At 30.4% G+C, this 14,304-nt stretch carries 16 protein-coding genes and 1 tRNA gene; 7 read left to right on the top strand and 10 right to left on the bottom strand.

What is annotated here, in order from left to right; genetic code table 11:
- Window positions 1-39: 39 nt before the first annotated feature.
- From sat to isiD, 4 genes are all read right to left on the bottom strand, one after another.
- Window positions 40-1,215 (bottom strand): sulfate adenylyltransferase, encoded by a 1,176-nt coding sequence (gene sat, locus MK115_RS00085; protein WP_287608054.1) that lies wholly within the window; start codon window positions 1,213-1,215, stop codon window positions 40-42.
- Between the two features lie 71 nt (window positions 1,216-1,286).
- Window positions 1,287-2,081: a photosystem II manganese-stabilizing polypeptide gene (locus MK115_RS00080; protein WP_025890347.1), complete on the bottom strand. Its 795-nt coding sequence runs from the start codon at window positions 2,079-2,081 to the stop codon at window positions 1,287-1,289.
- A 217-nt stretch (window positions 2,082-2,298) separates the two neighbouring features.
- On the bottom strand, window positions 2,299-3,555 hold the full coding sequence (coaBC, locus tag MK115_RS00075; RefSeq protein WP_287608053.1) for a bifunctional phosphopantothenoylcysteine decarboxylase/phosphopantothenate--cysteine ligase CoaBC: 1,257 nt from the start codon (window positions 3,553-3,555) through the stop codon (window positions 2,299-2,301).
- Window positions 3,545-3,766, bottom strand: a complete 222-nt coding sequence (gene isiD / locus MK115_RS00070) for a protein IsiD (protein WP_025890349.1) — start codon at window positions 3,764-3,766, stop codon at window positions 3,545-3,547. Before isiD ends, coaBC begins: the two co-directional genes overlap by 11 nt.
- 217 nt (window positions 3,767-3,983) lie before the next feature.
- Between isiD and MK115_RS00065 the strand changes: the two genes are divergently transcribed.
- The gene (locus tag MK115_RS00065; RefSeq protein WP_025890350.1) at window positions 3,984-4,184 is read left to right on the top strand and encodes a DUF8635 family protein; all 201 of its coding nucleotides are present in this window, start codon (window positions 3,984-3,986) and stop codon (window positions 4,182-4,184) included.
- Between the two features lie 11 nt (window positions 4,185-4,195).
- Complete coding sequence (locus MK115_RS00060; RefSeq protein WP_025892528.1) at window positions 4,196-4,537, top strand: DUF565 domain-containing protein; 342 nt, start codon at window positions 4,196-4,198, stop codon at window positions 4,535-4,537.
- Window positions 4,538-4,539: 2 nt separating this feature from the next.
- Here MK115_RS00060 and MK115_RS00055 read toward each other — a convergent pair whose 3' ends face one another.
- Both MK115_RS00055 and MK115_RS00050 read right to left on the bottom strand, forming a co-directional pair.
- Window positions 4,540-5,556, bottom strand: a complete 1,017-nt coding sequence (locus MK115_RS00055) for an aspartate carbamoyltransferase catalytic subunit (protein ID WP_287608050.1) — start codon at window positions 5,554-5,556, stop codon at window positions 4,540-4,542.
- Window positions 5,557-5,577: 21 nt separating this feature from the next.
- Window positions 5,578-6,162, bottom strand: a complete 585-nt coding sequence (locus tag MK115_RS00050) for a DNA-3-methyladenine glycosylase (protein WP_287608149.1) — start codon at window positions 6,160-6,162, stop codon at window positions 5,578-5,580.
- Between the two features lie 171 nt (window positions 6,163-6,333).
- On the opposite strand from MK115_RS00050, the gene gatC reads away from it, so the two are divergent.
- Window positions 6,334-6,627 carry an Asp-tRNA(Asn)/Glu-tRNA(Gln) amidotransferase subunit GatC gene (gatC, locus tag MK115_RS00045; protein ID WP_025965265.1) on the top strand — a complete coding sequence of 98 codons (294 nt, stop codon included), beginning with the start codon at window positions 6,334-6,336 and terminating at the stop codon, window positions 6,625-6,627.
- Window positions 6,628-6,632: 5 nt separating this feature from the next.
- Here gatC and MK115_RS00040 read toward each other — a convergent pair whose 3' ends face one another.
- Window positions 6,633-7,580 carry a fatty acid desaturase gene (locus MK115_RS00040; RefSeq protein WP_287608148.1) on the bottom strand — a complete coding sequence of 316 codons (948 nt, stop codon included), beginning with the start codon at window positions 7,578-7,580 and terminating at the stop codon, window positions 6,633-6,635.
- A gap of 241 nt (window positions 7,581-7,821) precedes the next feature.
- Between MK115_RS00040 and MK115_RS00035 the strand changes: the two genes are divergently transcribed.
- From MK115_RS00035 to ileS, 3 genes are all read left to right on the top strand, one after another.
- A tRNA-Leu gene (locus MK115_RS00035) sits at window positions 7,822-7,903 on the top strand.
- Window positions 7,904-7,974: 71 nt separating this feature from the next.
- Complete coding sequence (locus tag MK115_RS00030) at window positions 7,975-8,424, top strand: hypothetical protein (RefSeq protein ID WP_287608048.1); 450 nt, start codon at window positions 7,975-7,977, stop codon at window positions 8,422-8,424.
- Window positions 8,425-8,545: 121 nt separating this feature from the next.
- Window positions 8,546-11,452, top strand: a complete 2,907-nt coding sequence (gene ileS / locus MK115_RS00025; protein WP_287608047.1) for an isoleucine--tRNA ligase — start codon at window positions 8,546-8,548, stop codon at window positions 11,450-11,452.
- Here the strand turns inward: ileS and MK115_RS00020 are convergent.
- Complete coding sequence (locus MK115_RS00020; protein WP_287608046.1) at window positions 11,449-11,784, bottom strand: DUF7734 family protein; 336 nt, start codon at window positions 11,782-11,784, stop codon at window positions 11,449-11,451. The genes ileS and MK115_RS00020 overlap by 4 nt on opposite strands.
- Window positions 11,744-12,367, bottom strand: a complete 624-nt coding sequence (locus tag MK115_RS00015; RefSeq protein WP_287608045.1) for a DUF3177 family protein — start codon at window positions 12,365-12,367, stop codon at window positions 11,744-11,746. The genes MK115_RS00020 and MK115_RS00015 overlap by 41 nt, the downstream gene beginning before the upstream one ends.
- A 122-nt stretch (window positions 12,368-12,489) precedes the next feature.
- Here MK115_RS00015 and trmB point away from each other — a divergent pair, with 122 nt between their 5' ends.
- Window positions 12,490-13,119, top strand: a complete 630-nt coding sequence (gene trmB / locus MK115_RS00010) for a tRNA (guanosine(46)-N7)-methyltransferase TrmB (protein ID WP_287608044.1) — start codon at window positions 12,490-12,492, stop codon at window positions 13,117-13,119.
- A 1-nt stretch (window position 13,120) separates the two neighbouring features.
- Here trmB and MK115_RS00005 read toward each other — a convergent pair.
- On the bottom strand, window positions 13,121-14,304 hold a 1,184-nt coding region (locus tag MK115_RS00005), incomplete at its 5' end, for a phosphohexomutase domain-containing protein (RefSeq protein WP_287608043.1).

The raw sequence follows: 14,304 nt of genomic DNA, 5'->3' as shown, positions 1-14,304 counted from the left end.
AATCTTTAATAAATCTATAATACTAATAATAAAACAATATTAAGAGCGTCTTAGAACATCTACTACACTTTTGAATGCAAACCATTCAGGAATTGGTTCGCCATTCCTCAATTTCTTTCTAAATTCAGTACCACTAAGTTTCATAATTTCATAATTAAATTCTTTAGCTTCTTCAGCTGTTATATATCCTTTTTCCTTCGTATAAACTAAATTTTTTGAAGGAACAGTTTGCATCATCAATTCATCTGCACACTTATTCGCAAAATTCTGGGCGTCATATGGACCATAAAAATCTTCACCAGTTGATGATGACTTACAACCAGCCATATCTCTACCAATAATAAAATGGGTGCAGCCATAATTTCTTCTGATTATCATATGTTGAAGAGCTTCTCTTGGCCCTGCCATATGCATTGAATAAGGTAAAAAAGCCCATTTTATTCTTTCATCAGATATTTCCTCTTCTAATTCTTTATAGGTCAAATATCTAACTTTTCCAGGGATATCATCTTGTTGAGTTGGCCCACAAGTTGGATGAACTAAAACAACTGAGTTAGAGGAGACATTATCTGAAAGTAAGGCATTAGTAAATAATTCATAATGTGCTCTATGAATTGGATTTCTGCATTGAAATGCAACTACATCATGATTTGATGGCAGTGTAGATCTAACTTCTTCTGGGGTTTTGCAGGGGAATTCTCTAATTGGTAGTTCGAAACCATAAACTCTTCCTCCTATATAAAATCTCCCTCTCTCGTTAAAAATCATCTTAACAGCAGGATGATCTAAAGAATTAGTACCATAACAAAGTTCAGCTTCTAAGGATTTGTCAGGCTCCCATTTAGAGCTAACTTCTAAAACTGCTATTTTTTGTTTTTTATAAGTAAGCAATATTGTCTCTCCAGCTTTTACTTTTTCATTATTTGAATCAAATACAATAGGCAAGCCAAAAAGCAACCCGTTTGTATTTCTATTATTTTTAATTACCGAATTGTAGTTATTTTCATCCATAAAACCTTCCAATGGAGAAAAAGCTCCAACCATCAAAAGTTCTACATCGCATGCATTTCTCTCGCTACATTCAAACTCATAAGTAGCTTTAGAGATAAGATCATTTTTAAGGTTTTTATCTTTGATAATTAAATTTTTTAGTTCCCCTCCATAAGGCGGTATTAGTCCATTAGTATCTGTTTTAGTTTTTTGTTGTAATTCCATTTTTTAAATTGATAAAGAAAAATTTTGAAAAAAAAAGAGGGGTTTAACCCCCTTTTTCTCTTGAGTAGGATTTATGCCTTTCTTCCGTAAAGCTCCCCAATTATTTTTACATCAAGTGGATCCTTTGAACCCATATCTGTATCTGAAGGTTGGATAGCTTCAAAAGTACCAGCAAATTCGTCTGTGTCAGAATCTACATTGTTGATTGAAAGAGTAATAACGCCAGTACCGTTTACATCAACTTTAATATTTTCTTTTGCAAGTTCTTCGTCATCTCCTCCTAATGCAACTAAACCTTGAGCATATTCAACACCAGTATTTTTAGCTCTTGCCTTAGGATCTAGAAAGTCACCAGTTCTGTAGTTAGGTGTAAATGTTGAACCACTAACCTCAGTGCCTGGCTCAATAGATGAAGGTAAATCAGCTGTAAGATCTTTTGCTGAGAATGCAAATGGCACCTCTAAACCACCAGGAGTTAATACAGTAATAAGTTGAAAATCAATACCACCTTTTTCAGTGAAAGTTCCTGAATCTATATCTCCATAAACTTCTGTCACTGTGGTGTTATTTCTAGGACTAATAATTTTTGTAGAAACAAATTCTGCAGCTTTTCGTTTTGTCCCTGGCACTTTTACATAAACTTCTGTTGGATGCATGCATATTCCTTTAAGGCTATCTCCATTCCCTAGAGATATTGATCCGACAAGAGATGAGTCTAATGTAGGGCAATCATTAGCTTTTCCTGTGTTAACAACATCTGTGAATTGTGCATTTCCTCTTTCAGAAAAAGCAAATGTTTTAACAGGTACGAAAGCAAAAGTTATACAAATTGAAATAACAAAAGCTAAGAAAGAACGAATTCTCATAATTAAAGTTGCAGTAAAGTTCTGTGACGATAGATTAAAGGTCATCTAATAAGTTCAGTACGGATATTACAAGGGAAAGGACCATAAAAGATAGGACTATTAAATCCTCGAAACAACCCGTAGCTTTTTAGATTTTAAAAAACTGGAATTATTTTAAGCTATCACATTATTTTTAATGATTAAGATTACAAAAAAATACAAATTAAAAAATTTTTTTTTATTTTTTTAATGAAATAATTTGGGTTATTAATTTATTTGCTAAATCAATTTTTGATGTTTTGTTAATGTAGTGTTCCATATTATTAGTATCGAATAACCAACCTTCATTTTGTGCCAAAAAGCCAAATCCTTGGCCTTCAAGATCAATTGGATTTGCGAATAGATAATCACAACCCTTTTGGATAATCTTTTCTTTAATTGTCATTCGTGCTTCTTCGATAGATCCTGTAAAAGCACAAAAGCCTACAAAAACTTGGTTATCTTTTTTTGATTTACTAATTGTTTTTAAAATATCTGGGACTAGCTCAAAGTTTTGATTCAAATGAGCATTAATTTGATTTTTTGGAATTTTAGCTGAAGTATCAGAGGTTATCTTGAAATCAGATACTGCTGCATTCATGAAAAAATAATCGCAATTTGATATTTCATTATTAAGTGCCCTAATTAAATCAACACTAGTTTCAATTTCATATCTTTTTATTCCATCAGTAAGATTCTTATCGATTTTCAGAGGACCATGAACATATTTTACTTGTGCTCCCCTGAACCTCGCTACTTGAGAGAGAAGTAGGCCCATAGCTCCAGAACTTTTGTTAGTAATATGTCTTGCCGCGTCAATTTTCTCTGAGGTACACCCTCCAGTTATTAAAATTTCTTTATTAAGTAAATCTTTGCGATATTCATTTTGTTTGTGTGAAGCTATAAATTCAAGAGCTAATTGGATTAGATCATTTGGAGGTATCTTACCGATGCCAATAGCATCACATGCTAAGAGGCCTTCACTTGGTTGCAAAGACAAAACATTTTCGTAATTCTGTAAATTCTCATAATTTTTTTGGACAGCTTTATTTAGCCACATTTGTGTATTCATTGCTGGTGCAACAATAATTGGCTTTATATTTGCTATTAAGATGCTTGGGATCAATCCCTCTGCATTTCCAGTTACCCATTTTGCTAATGTTGTCGCTGTTAAAGGGGCGATGATTAAAATATCAGCCCAATTACTTAGTTCTATGTGAAGAGGTGTTGATTGACCATCAGACCATTGATCATTTTCTAAAATGCACGGGTTTCTACTTAAAATAGAAAGAGAAAGCGGCTTTATTAATTTTTCTGCATTTTTTGATAAAACGCATCTTATTTCATAATTTTCTTTCGCTAATTGGCTAACTAATAATGGAATTCTTACAGCTGCAATACTTCCAGTTATTAATAAAAGAACCTTTATTTTGGAGTCCTTACTTTTAGTTTTCATCGAAAGGTTCCTGATCGAGGAGATGGGTATAATTAGTTGTTAATTCAGGTCTATTGATTGCAAGAGCCCTCAGTAAGTGCCAGTCTTTTAAACCATCAAATGGAGTATTATAATTATCTTCCTCTAGCCTTTTAGCGAGCTCAAAGGTCATTTCTTCATCAAAAGAATTTACTAGTTCCTCACTTATTTTATTTTCAGAAATGAATTTCATATTGAGTAAAGTCAATATACTCTAATAATAAAGCCTCAAGTAATTATTTAAAATTGATATAAGAATTAAGTACATATTTTCAAGGATATGATAATTTTCAATTTTCATAATCTTTTCAAATTGTTGTTAGGTCATTTATCTTCATTCTCAGTCATAAATATGCAAACTCTCCTTTTCAAAAATATTCTTTCTTAAAATAAATGCAAAAATTTATATCATGTCGCAAACCAAAAGAGAGCAAGTCATTAGTCACATACGCTATTTAAGGCAAGAGCTCAGAGAAATGCATTTAGGAATAAAAGAAGATGACCTTTTCCCTGAACCAGGCGAATTAAGAGGATTAATGGCTCAGTTGGAAGCATTACTTGAATTAATAGAAGGAAATACTAAAATTCAATCAAACTCTGAAGCGGCTTAGTTTAATGCAAAATGGTTGTTAAACCTCAAAAGACAAAATTTCAGCTAAAAATTGTGGAAAATATTCAGACATTAAGTATTTGGGCTAATAATCCATGGCGAAGATATTCAATATCATTGATTACACTTTTAATTGGCTACTTTTTTGGAAGTTCTCTTGGTATGGTAAGTGCCGTTGTGGAACTCATGGATCCTGTAGCCGCTTTTTTATCAGTAGTTTTTATTGAGTTTTTAATAGTTTTGAGAAGAAATTTTAGATTTGAAAGGAAAAAGAAATTTTTAGTACTTTTATTAGATTCTTTAAGATTGGGATTATTTTATGGTTTCTTTACTGAAAGTCTTAAGTTGCTATAAATTTACTTGTTGTGTTTCTGTAATAGATAAAGCAAAGCCATTCTTATAGGGATACCATTTGCAACTTGATTATTAATTAAGCAATTAGGATATCGATCTACCACTTTGCTACTTATTTCAATATCTCTGTTAATGGGACCAGGATGTAGAATTGGAATTTCTTTATTATTTAAAGATAATTTCTCTGGGGTTAAGCCATAATCCAAACTATATGAATCAATGCTACTTAGTAAATTTTCCATCATTCTCTCTTTCTGGAGTCTTAAAACAATAATCGCATCTGCAATTTTTATTGATTCTTCCAATGATCTAGAAATTGTTATGGAACCTCTTGATTTAACAGGATCTTCTATTTGATTTGGCGCGGGGGTTTTTAAAAAATTGATAAATTCATCAGGTATTAATGTCTTAGGACCACATAAGATTATATCGGCGCCGAATGCACTCAAAGCCCAAAGATTTGACCTGGCAACCCTTGAATGATTAACGTCTCCAATTATTAAAATTTTTTTGGAATTTAAAACCTCTGGATTCAGTGTTTTTTGGGAAAAGAATTTTATCAATGTATAGATGTCAAGCAATCCTTGGCTGGGGTGACTATGTAATCCATCTCCCGCATTAAGAACCGAAGTCTTGGAATTTATTGCATCAAGTTTTTTTGCGATCTCAAAGGTTATGTAACTTGATGAATGTCTGATAACTAATGTATCCGCCCCCATAGCAGAATAAGTTATGGCTGTATCAATTATTGTTTCGCCTTTTGTTAAAGAGCTGGAGGATGGCGCAAACGTTTGGACATCAGCAGAAAGTCTTTTTGCTGCAAGCTCAAAACTATTTTTTGTTCTTGTACTAGCTTCAAAAAATAAAGACGTTACCAAAGTCCCTTGTAAGGCCGGTATCTTTTTTGTTCCTGCATTCTTTAGTGCATCAAATCTATTAGCTAATTCAAATACTGACTCATAATCTTTAATTGAAAAATTAGCTAGTGTGTGGATATGTTTATGAGGCCAAATTTGCATTACGCTTAAAAAGATAAATGATTATTGAAATTTAGGTGTTCTGTCACCTTTTAATCTTTTACTTACACTCCTACTATTTTTGAGATACCAACGCCATTTTATATTTTTTGCCTTTGATATGCCAATTCTCGTAGTTTGAATAAGATCTTTTTCTTCTAGAGTGGAGTCTCGTGGAGAAATCCATAAAGATTTGTTATTAAGAACTTCAAGTGAGTTAAATGAAATGTCTACACTGAATGTTTTAGTTACTAGGCCAGGTCCAGAAGCTAATCTTTCATTCTTATTAGAGATAAAAACTGATCTTATCAAAACACCACTCGCAAAATTTTCTTTATCAGTAACTATGTTTAAACAATGATGAATGCCATAAGATTTGTAAATATAAAATGTGCCAGGTTTGCCAAATAATGATTTGTTTGATTCAGTCATTTTGCGGTAGCCATGACAGGCCTCTTCTTCCTGTGAATAAGCTTCAGTTTCAACAATAACCCCTTTAACTTGATCTATCTCATTATTTTTTTTTATGAGGTAACAGCCTATTAAATCAGGAGCAACAAGTTTAGAGTGCCGATAAAAAAAATTTTTTGGAAAGAATTCTTCTTCTATTTTTCAATATCTATCTAATAACATATTTAGCTGAGAAAAATAATTAAGGCTATTAATTGATATTGATTTTCAAAAAGATGTGATTATTTTTTTAAATTATTTGAAATTCAAAGGATATGTAAATAAGTTGTTCTTAATAAACTATTATTTAATAAGAAAGATATTAAATGTATGACAAAAATAACTAAAGAGGAAGTAAAAAAAGTTGCTCATTTAGCGAGATTAGAACTTAACGAGAATGAAATTAATAATCATGCAGAACAATTAGAAAAGATATTGGATTATATAAGACAACTTGAAAAAATTGATACAGATGATGTCCCCTGTACAACGAGAGCTATAGAGGTTGTAAATGTATTTAGAAAAGACGAAAAGAAAAATTCTGATTGCAATGAAGAACTTTTAGAATTGGGTCCATCGAGAGAAGATAAATATTTTAAAGTACCAAAAATTATTAATGAATGAGTAAGTTAGTTGCTTCCAATAAATGTTTTGTTGACTATCTTTAATAAAAATTTTTTTATTTTAAAGCCTGGATATAAATTTATGATTTTTCTTATTTTCCCCCTCTTTTTGCTATGACTCCTTACACCTATTAATAAATCATAAATAAAGTTAAAAATGTCTTCTTTACTTTCAAATATCCCAACCCTTTGAGGGGAGCCTTTTTTATCCAATAAAGGCTTAGTTTTTTCATAAGCTATTTTGTATTCAAACCAAGGAATCGAAGGCCAAAGATGATGAATGAGATGGTAATTTTGTCCCATTATTAATAAATTCATAAATTTGCTTGGATAAACTCGAGAATTTATCCATTTATTTCTTGATCGAAATGGTCTATGGGGTAAATAATCAAAAAATATTCCTAAAGTGACTCCTACCATTAATGCTGGGCCGAACCATAAATTATAAATTAAATTCATAAAGTCAAATTTCAAACCTGCCAAGATAATTGTTATGAATATGGATCTTTCAATTCCCCATTGTAGTAATTCATATCTTCGCCAAAGTTTTCTTTGAAAGAAAAACACCTCATGATAAAAAAATCTTGGAGCAATTAGCCAAATTGGACCAAAAGTACTGACAATATGATCTGGATCATTTTTGGGGTGATTTACGTGAATATGATGTTGTAAATGAACTCTCGTAAAAACTGGGAAGCTAAACCCTAATAGAATAGCTGAGCCATGGCCCATTGCTTGATTTATCCAAGGAACTGGATGAGCAGCTTTATGACAGGCATCATGAATAACAGTACCTTCAATATGTAAAGCTAAAAAAGCAGTGGCTACAAGTAAAGGTAAAGGCCAAACACCTCTATACCATTGCCATATGCTAAGAAAAGCGAGAAAATAACCGCCAAAAAATAAACCTAATGTTGGATTCCAAAAACTTGGCGGATCTACGTAATTTTTAATCTCTTTTTGCCAATTAAATGTTTTTGAAGAATTAGTATTTTTCGTTGTATTTTTACTGGTTAAGTTTGAAATCGTTTCTTTTATTCTTTAAATAATATAACTAATATTTTAAGATGATTGCATGCTCAAACATAAAAAATTTCTTTTAGGAGATTTTTAATTTAATTTTAATGTGTCAAATTAATCATCTTAAGAAAAAAAATTTTTAAAATAAACCTCTTTCAATTATTATTTTATTTGAGCGGTCGTGGCGGAATTGGTAGACGCGCGAGTTTTAGGTACTCGTATCTTCGGGTGTGGGAGTTCAAGTCTCCCCGACCGCACTTAAGGAAATTCTGATAGATAGTTTGTTTATTGATATCAACTCTTATAATTTAATTAAGTAGTTAATTTAATGAATAGTTTGATATTTTATTTGGGAACTTTTTATATTTTAGTTGGGACCATTTTTCTAACTGTACCGATAATTTATCTTGAGCTCGGTAAACCAAAAGACTTAATAAAAGCTTTTTTAAATTTATTAATAGGTTTGATATTAATAATTAAAAATAAAACATTAGATGAATCATTTTTTGTAATTTTCCTTTTTTTAACAGTACTAGTTATTTTTTATCTAGTAGAGCTTTTTTTATCTAGATGGTACCAATTGACAGATAACGAAAAGAAAAAATTAATTACCTTTTTGGAGTTTAAAAATAACTTTTTGAAAATATTAGAATCTATAAATCTGGTATTCGGTGATTTCACGAAACCTTCAAATTTTTTTAATTTTGGTAGCAATAATAAAAATACAACCCAAAAAAAGTGGGTAAGAAATGATAAAAATGATAATATAAAAGTCTGAAATCAAATAAATTGGTTATTTGAAACATCCCAAAAAAACTACAGGTCAATTAAGAAAGAATATAATGAATTAGATTTATTTAAATAATTCTTTTGATCACCAATATTTCTTATATCGTCGTATGAAATCTCAAAATAGCAAAGAACAAAAATCAGACTTTTCTTATAAAGAAACTTTAAATTTATTAAAAACTGACTTCTCAATGCGTGCTAACTCAGTTGTAAGAGAACCTGAGATTCAGAATTTTTGGGCTAACAATGATATTGATTTCCAATTAGGTTCAAGCAATTCAGGCGAAATATTTACATTACATGATGGCCCTCCTTATGCAAATGGAGCGCTTCATATGGGTCATGCCCTTAATAAAGTTTTAAAAGACATAATCAATAAGTACAAAACCTTAAGAGGATTTAGGGTTCATTTCGTACCTGGTTGGGACTGTCATGGATTACCTATTGAATTAAAAGTTCTTCAGAATTTAAAATCTGATGAAAGAAAGAATCTTGACACTCTAAATTTAAGAAAAAAAGCAACAGATTATGCCCATATCCAAATTAATAATCAAAAGGAGGGTTTCAAAAGGTGGGGCATATGGGGAGATTGGAATAACCCTTACTTAACTCTTAAGAAAAGTTATGAATCTGCTCAGATTGGAGTATTTGGGAAAATGTTTTTAAATGGCTATATATATCGAGGTCTTAAACCTGTGCATTGGAGTCCAAGTTCAAGGACTGCACTTGCAGAAGCAGAATTAGAATACCCTGATGAACATTATTCAAAAAGTATTTATGTTTCATTAAAAATCACTAAAATACCTGAGGAAATTCTATTAAATTTCATCCAAGAAAATCTTAATATCAAAAAAGATTTTTTTCAAAATAATTCTTTCATAACTATTTGGACCACTACTCCTTGGACCATACCTGCAAATGAAGCAGTTGCAGTAAATCCAAAAATAAAGTACGTTTTTGCTATCGATGAAGAGAAACGAATTTACCTTTTTGCAAAGGATTTAGCTTCTGAAATAAGTAAGAAATTTAATAAAGATTTCAAGGTGCTTTTAGAGGTTAAAGGCTCTAAATTGGAAAATATTGAATATCAACATCCCTCTAAGAATAAAAATTGCAGAATTGTAATTGGAGGAGATTATATTACTACAGAATCAGGAACTGGAATTGTTCATACTGCTCCTGGTCATGGGATAGATGATTTTAATGTGGGTCAAAAATATGATTTACCAATAACATGTGTCGTTGATGAAAAAGGTAACTTAAATGAATATTCTGGTCAATTCAAAGGATCAAATGTCCTGAAAGATGCAAATGATTTAATTATTGAACATTTAAAAGGAAATAATTTGCTTCTATTACAAGAAAATTATAAGCATAGATATCCGTATGATTGGAGAACCAAAAAACCAACTATTTTTAGGGCAACAGAACAATGGTTTGCATCTGTAAATGGCTTTAGATCATCTGCATTAAAGGCAATCGAAGATGTTGAATGGATGCCAGAGACTGGAAAGAAAAGAATTTATTCTATGGTTGTTGGTAGAGGAGATTGGTGTATTTCTAGACAAAGGTCATGGGGAGTCCCTATTCCAGTTTTTTATAAAAAAAATGGTAATGACATTCTCCTTAACAAAGAGATAATTAATCATATTCAAGAACTTTTTAGTGAACATGGAGCAGATATTTGGTGGGATTGGGATGTTAAGAATCTTTTGCCAGAAAATTATGCAAAAGAATCGGATCTATGGAAAAAAGGAACAGATACAATGGATGTTTGGTTCGATTCAGGATCTAGCTGGGCCGCAGTATGTGAACTAAGAAGTGAATTAAAGTATCCAGCAGATCTTTATTTAGAGGGCTCAGATCAACATCGAGGATGGTTTCAGTCTTCTTTGCTAACATCTGTTGCAGTCAATAATAAACCTCCATATAAGAAAGTTTTAACTCATGGTTTTGCACTTGATGAAAACGGAAGAAAAATGAGCAAATCTTTAGGAAATGTTGTTGATCCAAATATAATTATTAATGGAGGTAATAATAAAAAAACTGATCCTGCTTATGGTGCTGATGTTTTAAGGCTATGGGTAAGCTCTGTAGATTATTCAGTAGATGTTCCAATTGGTTCAAATATACTCAAGCAACTTTCAGACGTTTATAGAAAAGTTCGTAATACTGCAAGATATCTTCTAGGTAATATTCATGATTATGATCCTAAAATTGATAGTTTTGAAATTGATCAATTGCCTCTCTTAGATCAATGGATGTTAGGCAGATTAGTTGAGGTTACAGATCAAATATCAAATGCTTATGAAAATTATGAATTTTCAAAATTTTTCCAAATTTTGCAAAGTTTTTGCGTTGTAGATCTATCAAATTTTTATTTGGATATTGCGAAGGATAGGTTATATGTAAGTTCTAAATCACAATTTAGGAGAAGATCTTGTCAGTTCGTCATGTCAAAAGTTGTTGAAAATTTAGCCGTACTTATTTCTCCAGTGCTTTGTCATATGGCTGAAGATATTTGGCAAAATATTCCATATTCAACTAAAGAAAAATCAGTCTTTCAAAGAGGATGGCCAATATTTTCGCAGTCATGGAAAAATCAAATACTTAATGAGCACATTGCAAATTTAAGAAATTTGAGAGTTGAAATTAACAAGGCTATAGAAGGATGTAGGAACAAACAAATAATTGGAGCAGCTTTGGAAACTGAAGTTAATTATTTACCTGAAGATAAAGCTTTAAAAGATTCACTTACTTGGCTAAAAGAATTTGGCAATCAAGATGTAGATTTATTTAGGGATTGGCTTATAGTATCAAACTTCCAAGTGGTATCCGATTTGGTGGAGAATTCTCTGATTATTGATAACAATGCACTTGGTAAAATTCAAATAAATAAAGCTCAAGGTCAAAAATGTGATAGATGTTGGCATTATCAAAAAGAAACTTTTAATGGAATCCAAAATACAAAATTATGCAAAAGATGTTCAAATATTATTAATTTTGAATTTATTTAAATCCAGTTTTTTTGATTCAAAAAGAAAACTGAGTTTTGATTTTCTCTTATAAAATTTTCTTCGGTTTCTGTTAACGGTGCTTTATAAAGTTTAAAGTTTGTAATTATATAACTAAGTTCTATTACTTTTTTTTCTGAATCTATTTCAATTGGATGAGTTGTTGAGCTACTGTAACCTCTGAAAATAAGTATTTCTAATTGTTCTTTTTGATTTTCTTTTAGAATGAATCCCTCTAGTTTAAGTATCCTATCAGGTATCTCGGAACTTATTTTTTCAAGACTATTTATTAAATCAATTTTTGCCATTTTCTGAGAAGCAGGAGTTTCTTCCATTTTTAGGTAATTTGATTATTGACCATTGAATAAGGCCTAAAATATAGATTAATAATGAAAATAATCCTAAGAATTTTGATATCGGCTGGGTAAAGTTAGCTCCAAAGAAAAAATTAAATAAATTTTTTATAGTAATATATAAATTTGAAGAAGGCTGAAGCCATATTGCACACGCATCCGAATTAATAAAAGAAAAGCAGTTGAAGTTTTGTAAACTCTGAATAAAGAAATTGAGAGATATAAAAGTTATCGTCCATCTCCATATTTTTGTCGTTGTGGTAAGGGAGTAAGAAAAATCATATTCTCTTAATTCATCATTAATATCGTTCCAAAACCAAACTGAAACTGTCATTAATAATGTTGAAATATTTGTTATCACAAGAGCATAATTATACTTTCCTATTAAAAGTAGAAGGCTTATAAAAAATAAAAGGGATACTTTCCAATAAATTGATAGAAGTTTAATAACTGCTTTATTTCTTTTTTTAATTGACCAGAAGGATAGAGTAACAGGAATACCAATAAGGAAAATTATTGAAAGTTGAAAGGATAGCCAAATAGAAAGTTGATTAAAAACGTTCAAAACTTTTTCTTTTTAAACACATAATAATTAAACATCAAACTGTTACTTTTGAACTTACTATTGTCATAGTTATGAATATTATGCATCCTTATATTATTGCCTAGGAATATATTGATAATTGTATGAGACAGCATGTTAATCCCCTTAGTAGTAATTTCAATCAAATTGAGAGAATACCTTCTTTGAGCGAAATGTTTGGTGATTCTAAATCGAATCTTCATTTGGATATAGGTTGTGCTGCTGGTGAGTTTCTATTTGATTTAGCTTTAGTTAATACCAGTTGGAATTATTTAGGAATTGAAATCCGTGAGAAATTAGTCAAAAATGCTAAATTAAAAGTTATTGAAAGAGAAATCAAAAATCTATATTTTATATTTGGTAATGCTAATAATATTTTGAATGATGTCCAAAATAAATTTATTATCAAAAATCTAAAAAGTATTTCTTTTAATTTCCCTGATCCTTGGTTTAAAAAGAGGCATTATAAAAGGCGTGTAATTCAGCCAGGATTTATTAATATGCTCTCAAATTCATTGCAAAAAGGAACCCTAATTTTTATAAAAACAGATGTAAAGGATTTATTCGATTATATGGATTGCACTATATCAAGTAATTTTCATTTTAAAACAATAGATAAAAAAGATTTTAATTATTCCGAAAGTTTTAATCCAATTAAAGTTAAAACTGATAGGGAAAAGTATGTGATTGTTAACCAACTTGATATTTATGAAAAAATTTATATAAAAATTTAATTCATCGTTGATTTGTTATTTTATCAATTTCTAAAAAGAGTTTGTTTGTTATTTCGCTTGATAAAGAATGAACTTTCTTATGATTTTTGGCCTCAACTAGAACTCTCATAACGGGTTCTGTGCCGCTAGGCCTTATATAAACTCTACAATTATCCGAATATATTGCCTGAAAATTTTTTATAGATTCATCAATTAAGATTTTGTCTTTTGAATTTAATTTATTAATATTAAAATTTAGATTGATATTGGTTAGTTTTTGAGGATAAGGTTCGAAACTACTTTTAAGCCAATCATTTAAATTAATATTTTTCTTTTTACAAAATTTAGAAATTTGAAGTGCAGTCAATATCCCATCTCCAGAAAAGTTATTAATTTTTGAAAGTATATGACCTGACTGCTCACCTCCTAAAACAGCTCTTTTTTTCTTAATTGCTTCATGAACATATTTATCTCCTACATCAGTTCTATATAAAATTCCTCCAATTTTCTTCCAGGCCTTTTCAAAACCTAAGTTTGCCATTTGCGTTGATATTAGTAAATTATTTGTGAGAATTTTTTGTTCCATAAGTTCTCTACCCCAAAGAAAAAGAATGTGATCTCCATCTAAAACATTGCCTTTTGAATCTATTCCAATTACTCTATCGGCATCCCCATCGAAGCTAAAACCCATATCTGCAGGACTCTCTCTTAATGCTTTTTTTAATGGTTCGAGGTTAGTAGAACCACAATTCATATTAATTTTCAAACCATTTTTAGAGTTATTGATAACTCTTACATCAGCACCAAGAGACTGAAAAATTTTTTTTGCGCAGGTTGTCGCTGATCCATAGCATGTGTCTAATATTATTTTCAACCCGCTTAGATTTTCTCCACCCATTGTTTGGATTAGGCTTTTAATATAAATATCCATAAGATCTTTATTTGTTTTTAGAGGGATCACTTTTTTAGGAACTGATATATTTTGATTCGACTCTTCAATTAATTTTTGAATTTTATTTTCTAGATACTTTGTAATTTTTTGCCCATTATGATCAAAAATTTTTATGCCATTATATTCTGGTGGATTATGACTTGCAGATATCATGATCCCACTACTAAGATTCTCTTGTTTGATTAAAAAAGGTATTGCCGGGGTAGGGCAGATTCCAAGATTTATAATTTTTTTGCCACTTTCTTTTATACCTT

This window comes from Prochlorococcus sp. ALOHA_ZT_50, from assembly GCF_022447305.1.
GTDB lineage: Bacteria > Cyanobacteriota > Cyanobacteriia > PCC-6307 > Cyanobiaceae > Prochlorococcus_A.
This window is presented reverse-complemented; position numbering and strand designations above follow the sequence as displayed.

Excerpts from the sequence above, each read along its gene's own strand:
- sat (WP_287608054.1), bottom strand. The coding sequence starts at position 1,215 with ATGGAATTACAACAAAAAACTAAAACAGATACTAATGGACTAATACCG.
- MK115_RS00080 (WP_025890347.1), bottom strand. The coding sequence starts at position 2,081 with ATGAGAATTCGTTCTTTCTTAGCTTTTGTTATTTCAATTTGTATAACT.
- coaBC (WP_287608053.1), bottom strand. The coding sequence starts at position 3,555 with ATGAAAACTAAAAGTAAGGACTCCAAAATAAAGGTTCTTTTATTAATA.
- isiD (WP_025890349.1), bottom strand. The coding sequence starts at position 3,766 with ATGAAATTCATTTCTGAAAATAAAATAAGTGAGGAACTAGTAAATTCT.
- MK115_RS00065 (WP_025890350.1), top strand. The coding sequence starts at position 3,984 with ATGTCGCAAACCAAAAGAGAGCAAGTCATTAGTCACATACGCTATTTA.
- MK115_RS00060 (WP_025892528.1), top strand. The coding sequence starts at position 4,196 with ATGGTTGTTAAACCTCAAAAGACAAAATTTCAGCTAAAAATTGTGGAA.
- MK115_RS00055 (WP_287608050.1), bottom strand. The coding sequence starts at position 5,556 with ATGCAAATTTGGCCTCATAAACATATCCACACACTAGCTAATTTTTCA.
- gatC (WP_025965265.1), top strand. The coding sequence starts at position 6,334 with ATGACAAAAATAACTAAAGAGGAAGTAAAAAAAGTTGCTCATTTAGCG.
- MK115_RS00030 (WP_287608048.1), top strand. The coding sequence starts at position 7,975 with ATGAATAGTTTGATATTTTATTTGGGAACTTTTTATATTTTAGTTGGG.
- ileS (WP_287608047.1), top strand. The coding sequence starts at position 8,546 with ATGAAATCTCAAAATAGCAAAGAACAAAAATCAGACTTTTCTTATAAA.
- MK115_RS00020 (WP_287608046.1), bottom strand. The coding sequence starts at position 11,784 with ATGGAAGAAACTCCTGCTTCTCAGAAAATGGCAAAAATTGATTTAATA.
- trmB (WP_287608044.1), top strand. The coding sequence starts at position 12,490 with ATGAGACAGCATGTTAATCCCCTTAGTAGTAATTTCAATCAAATTGAG.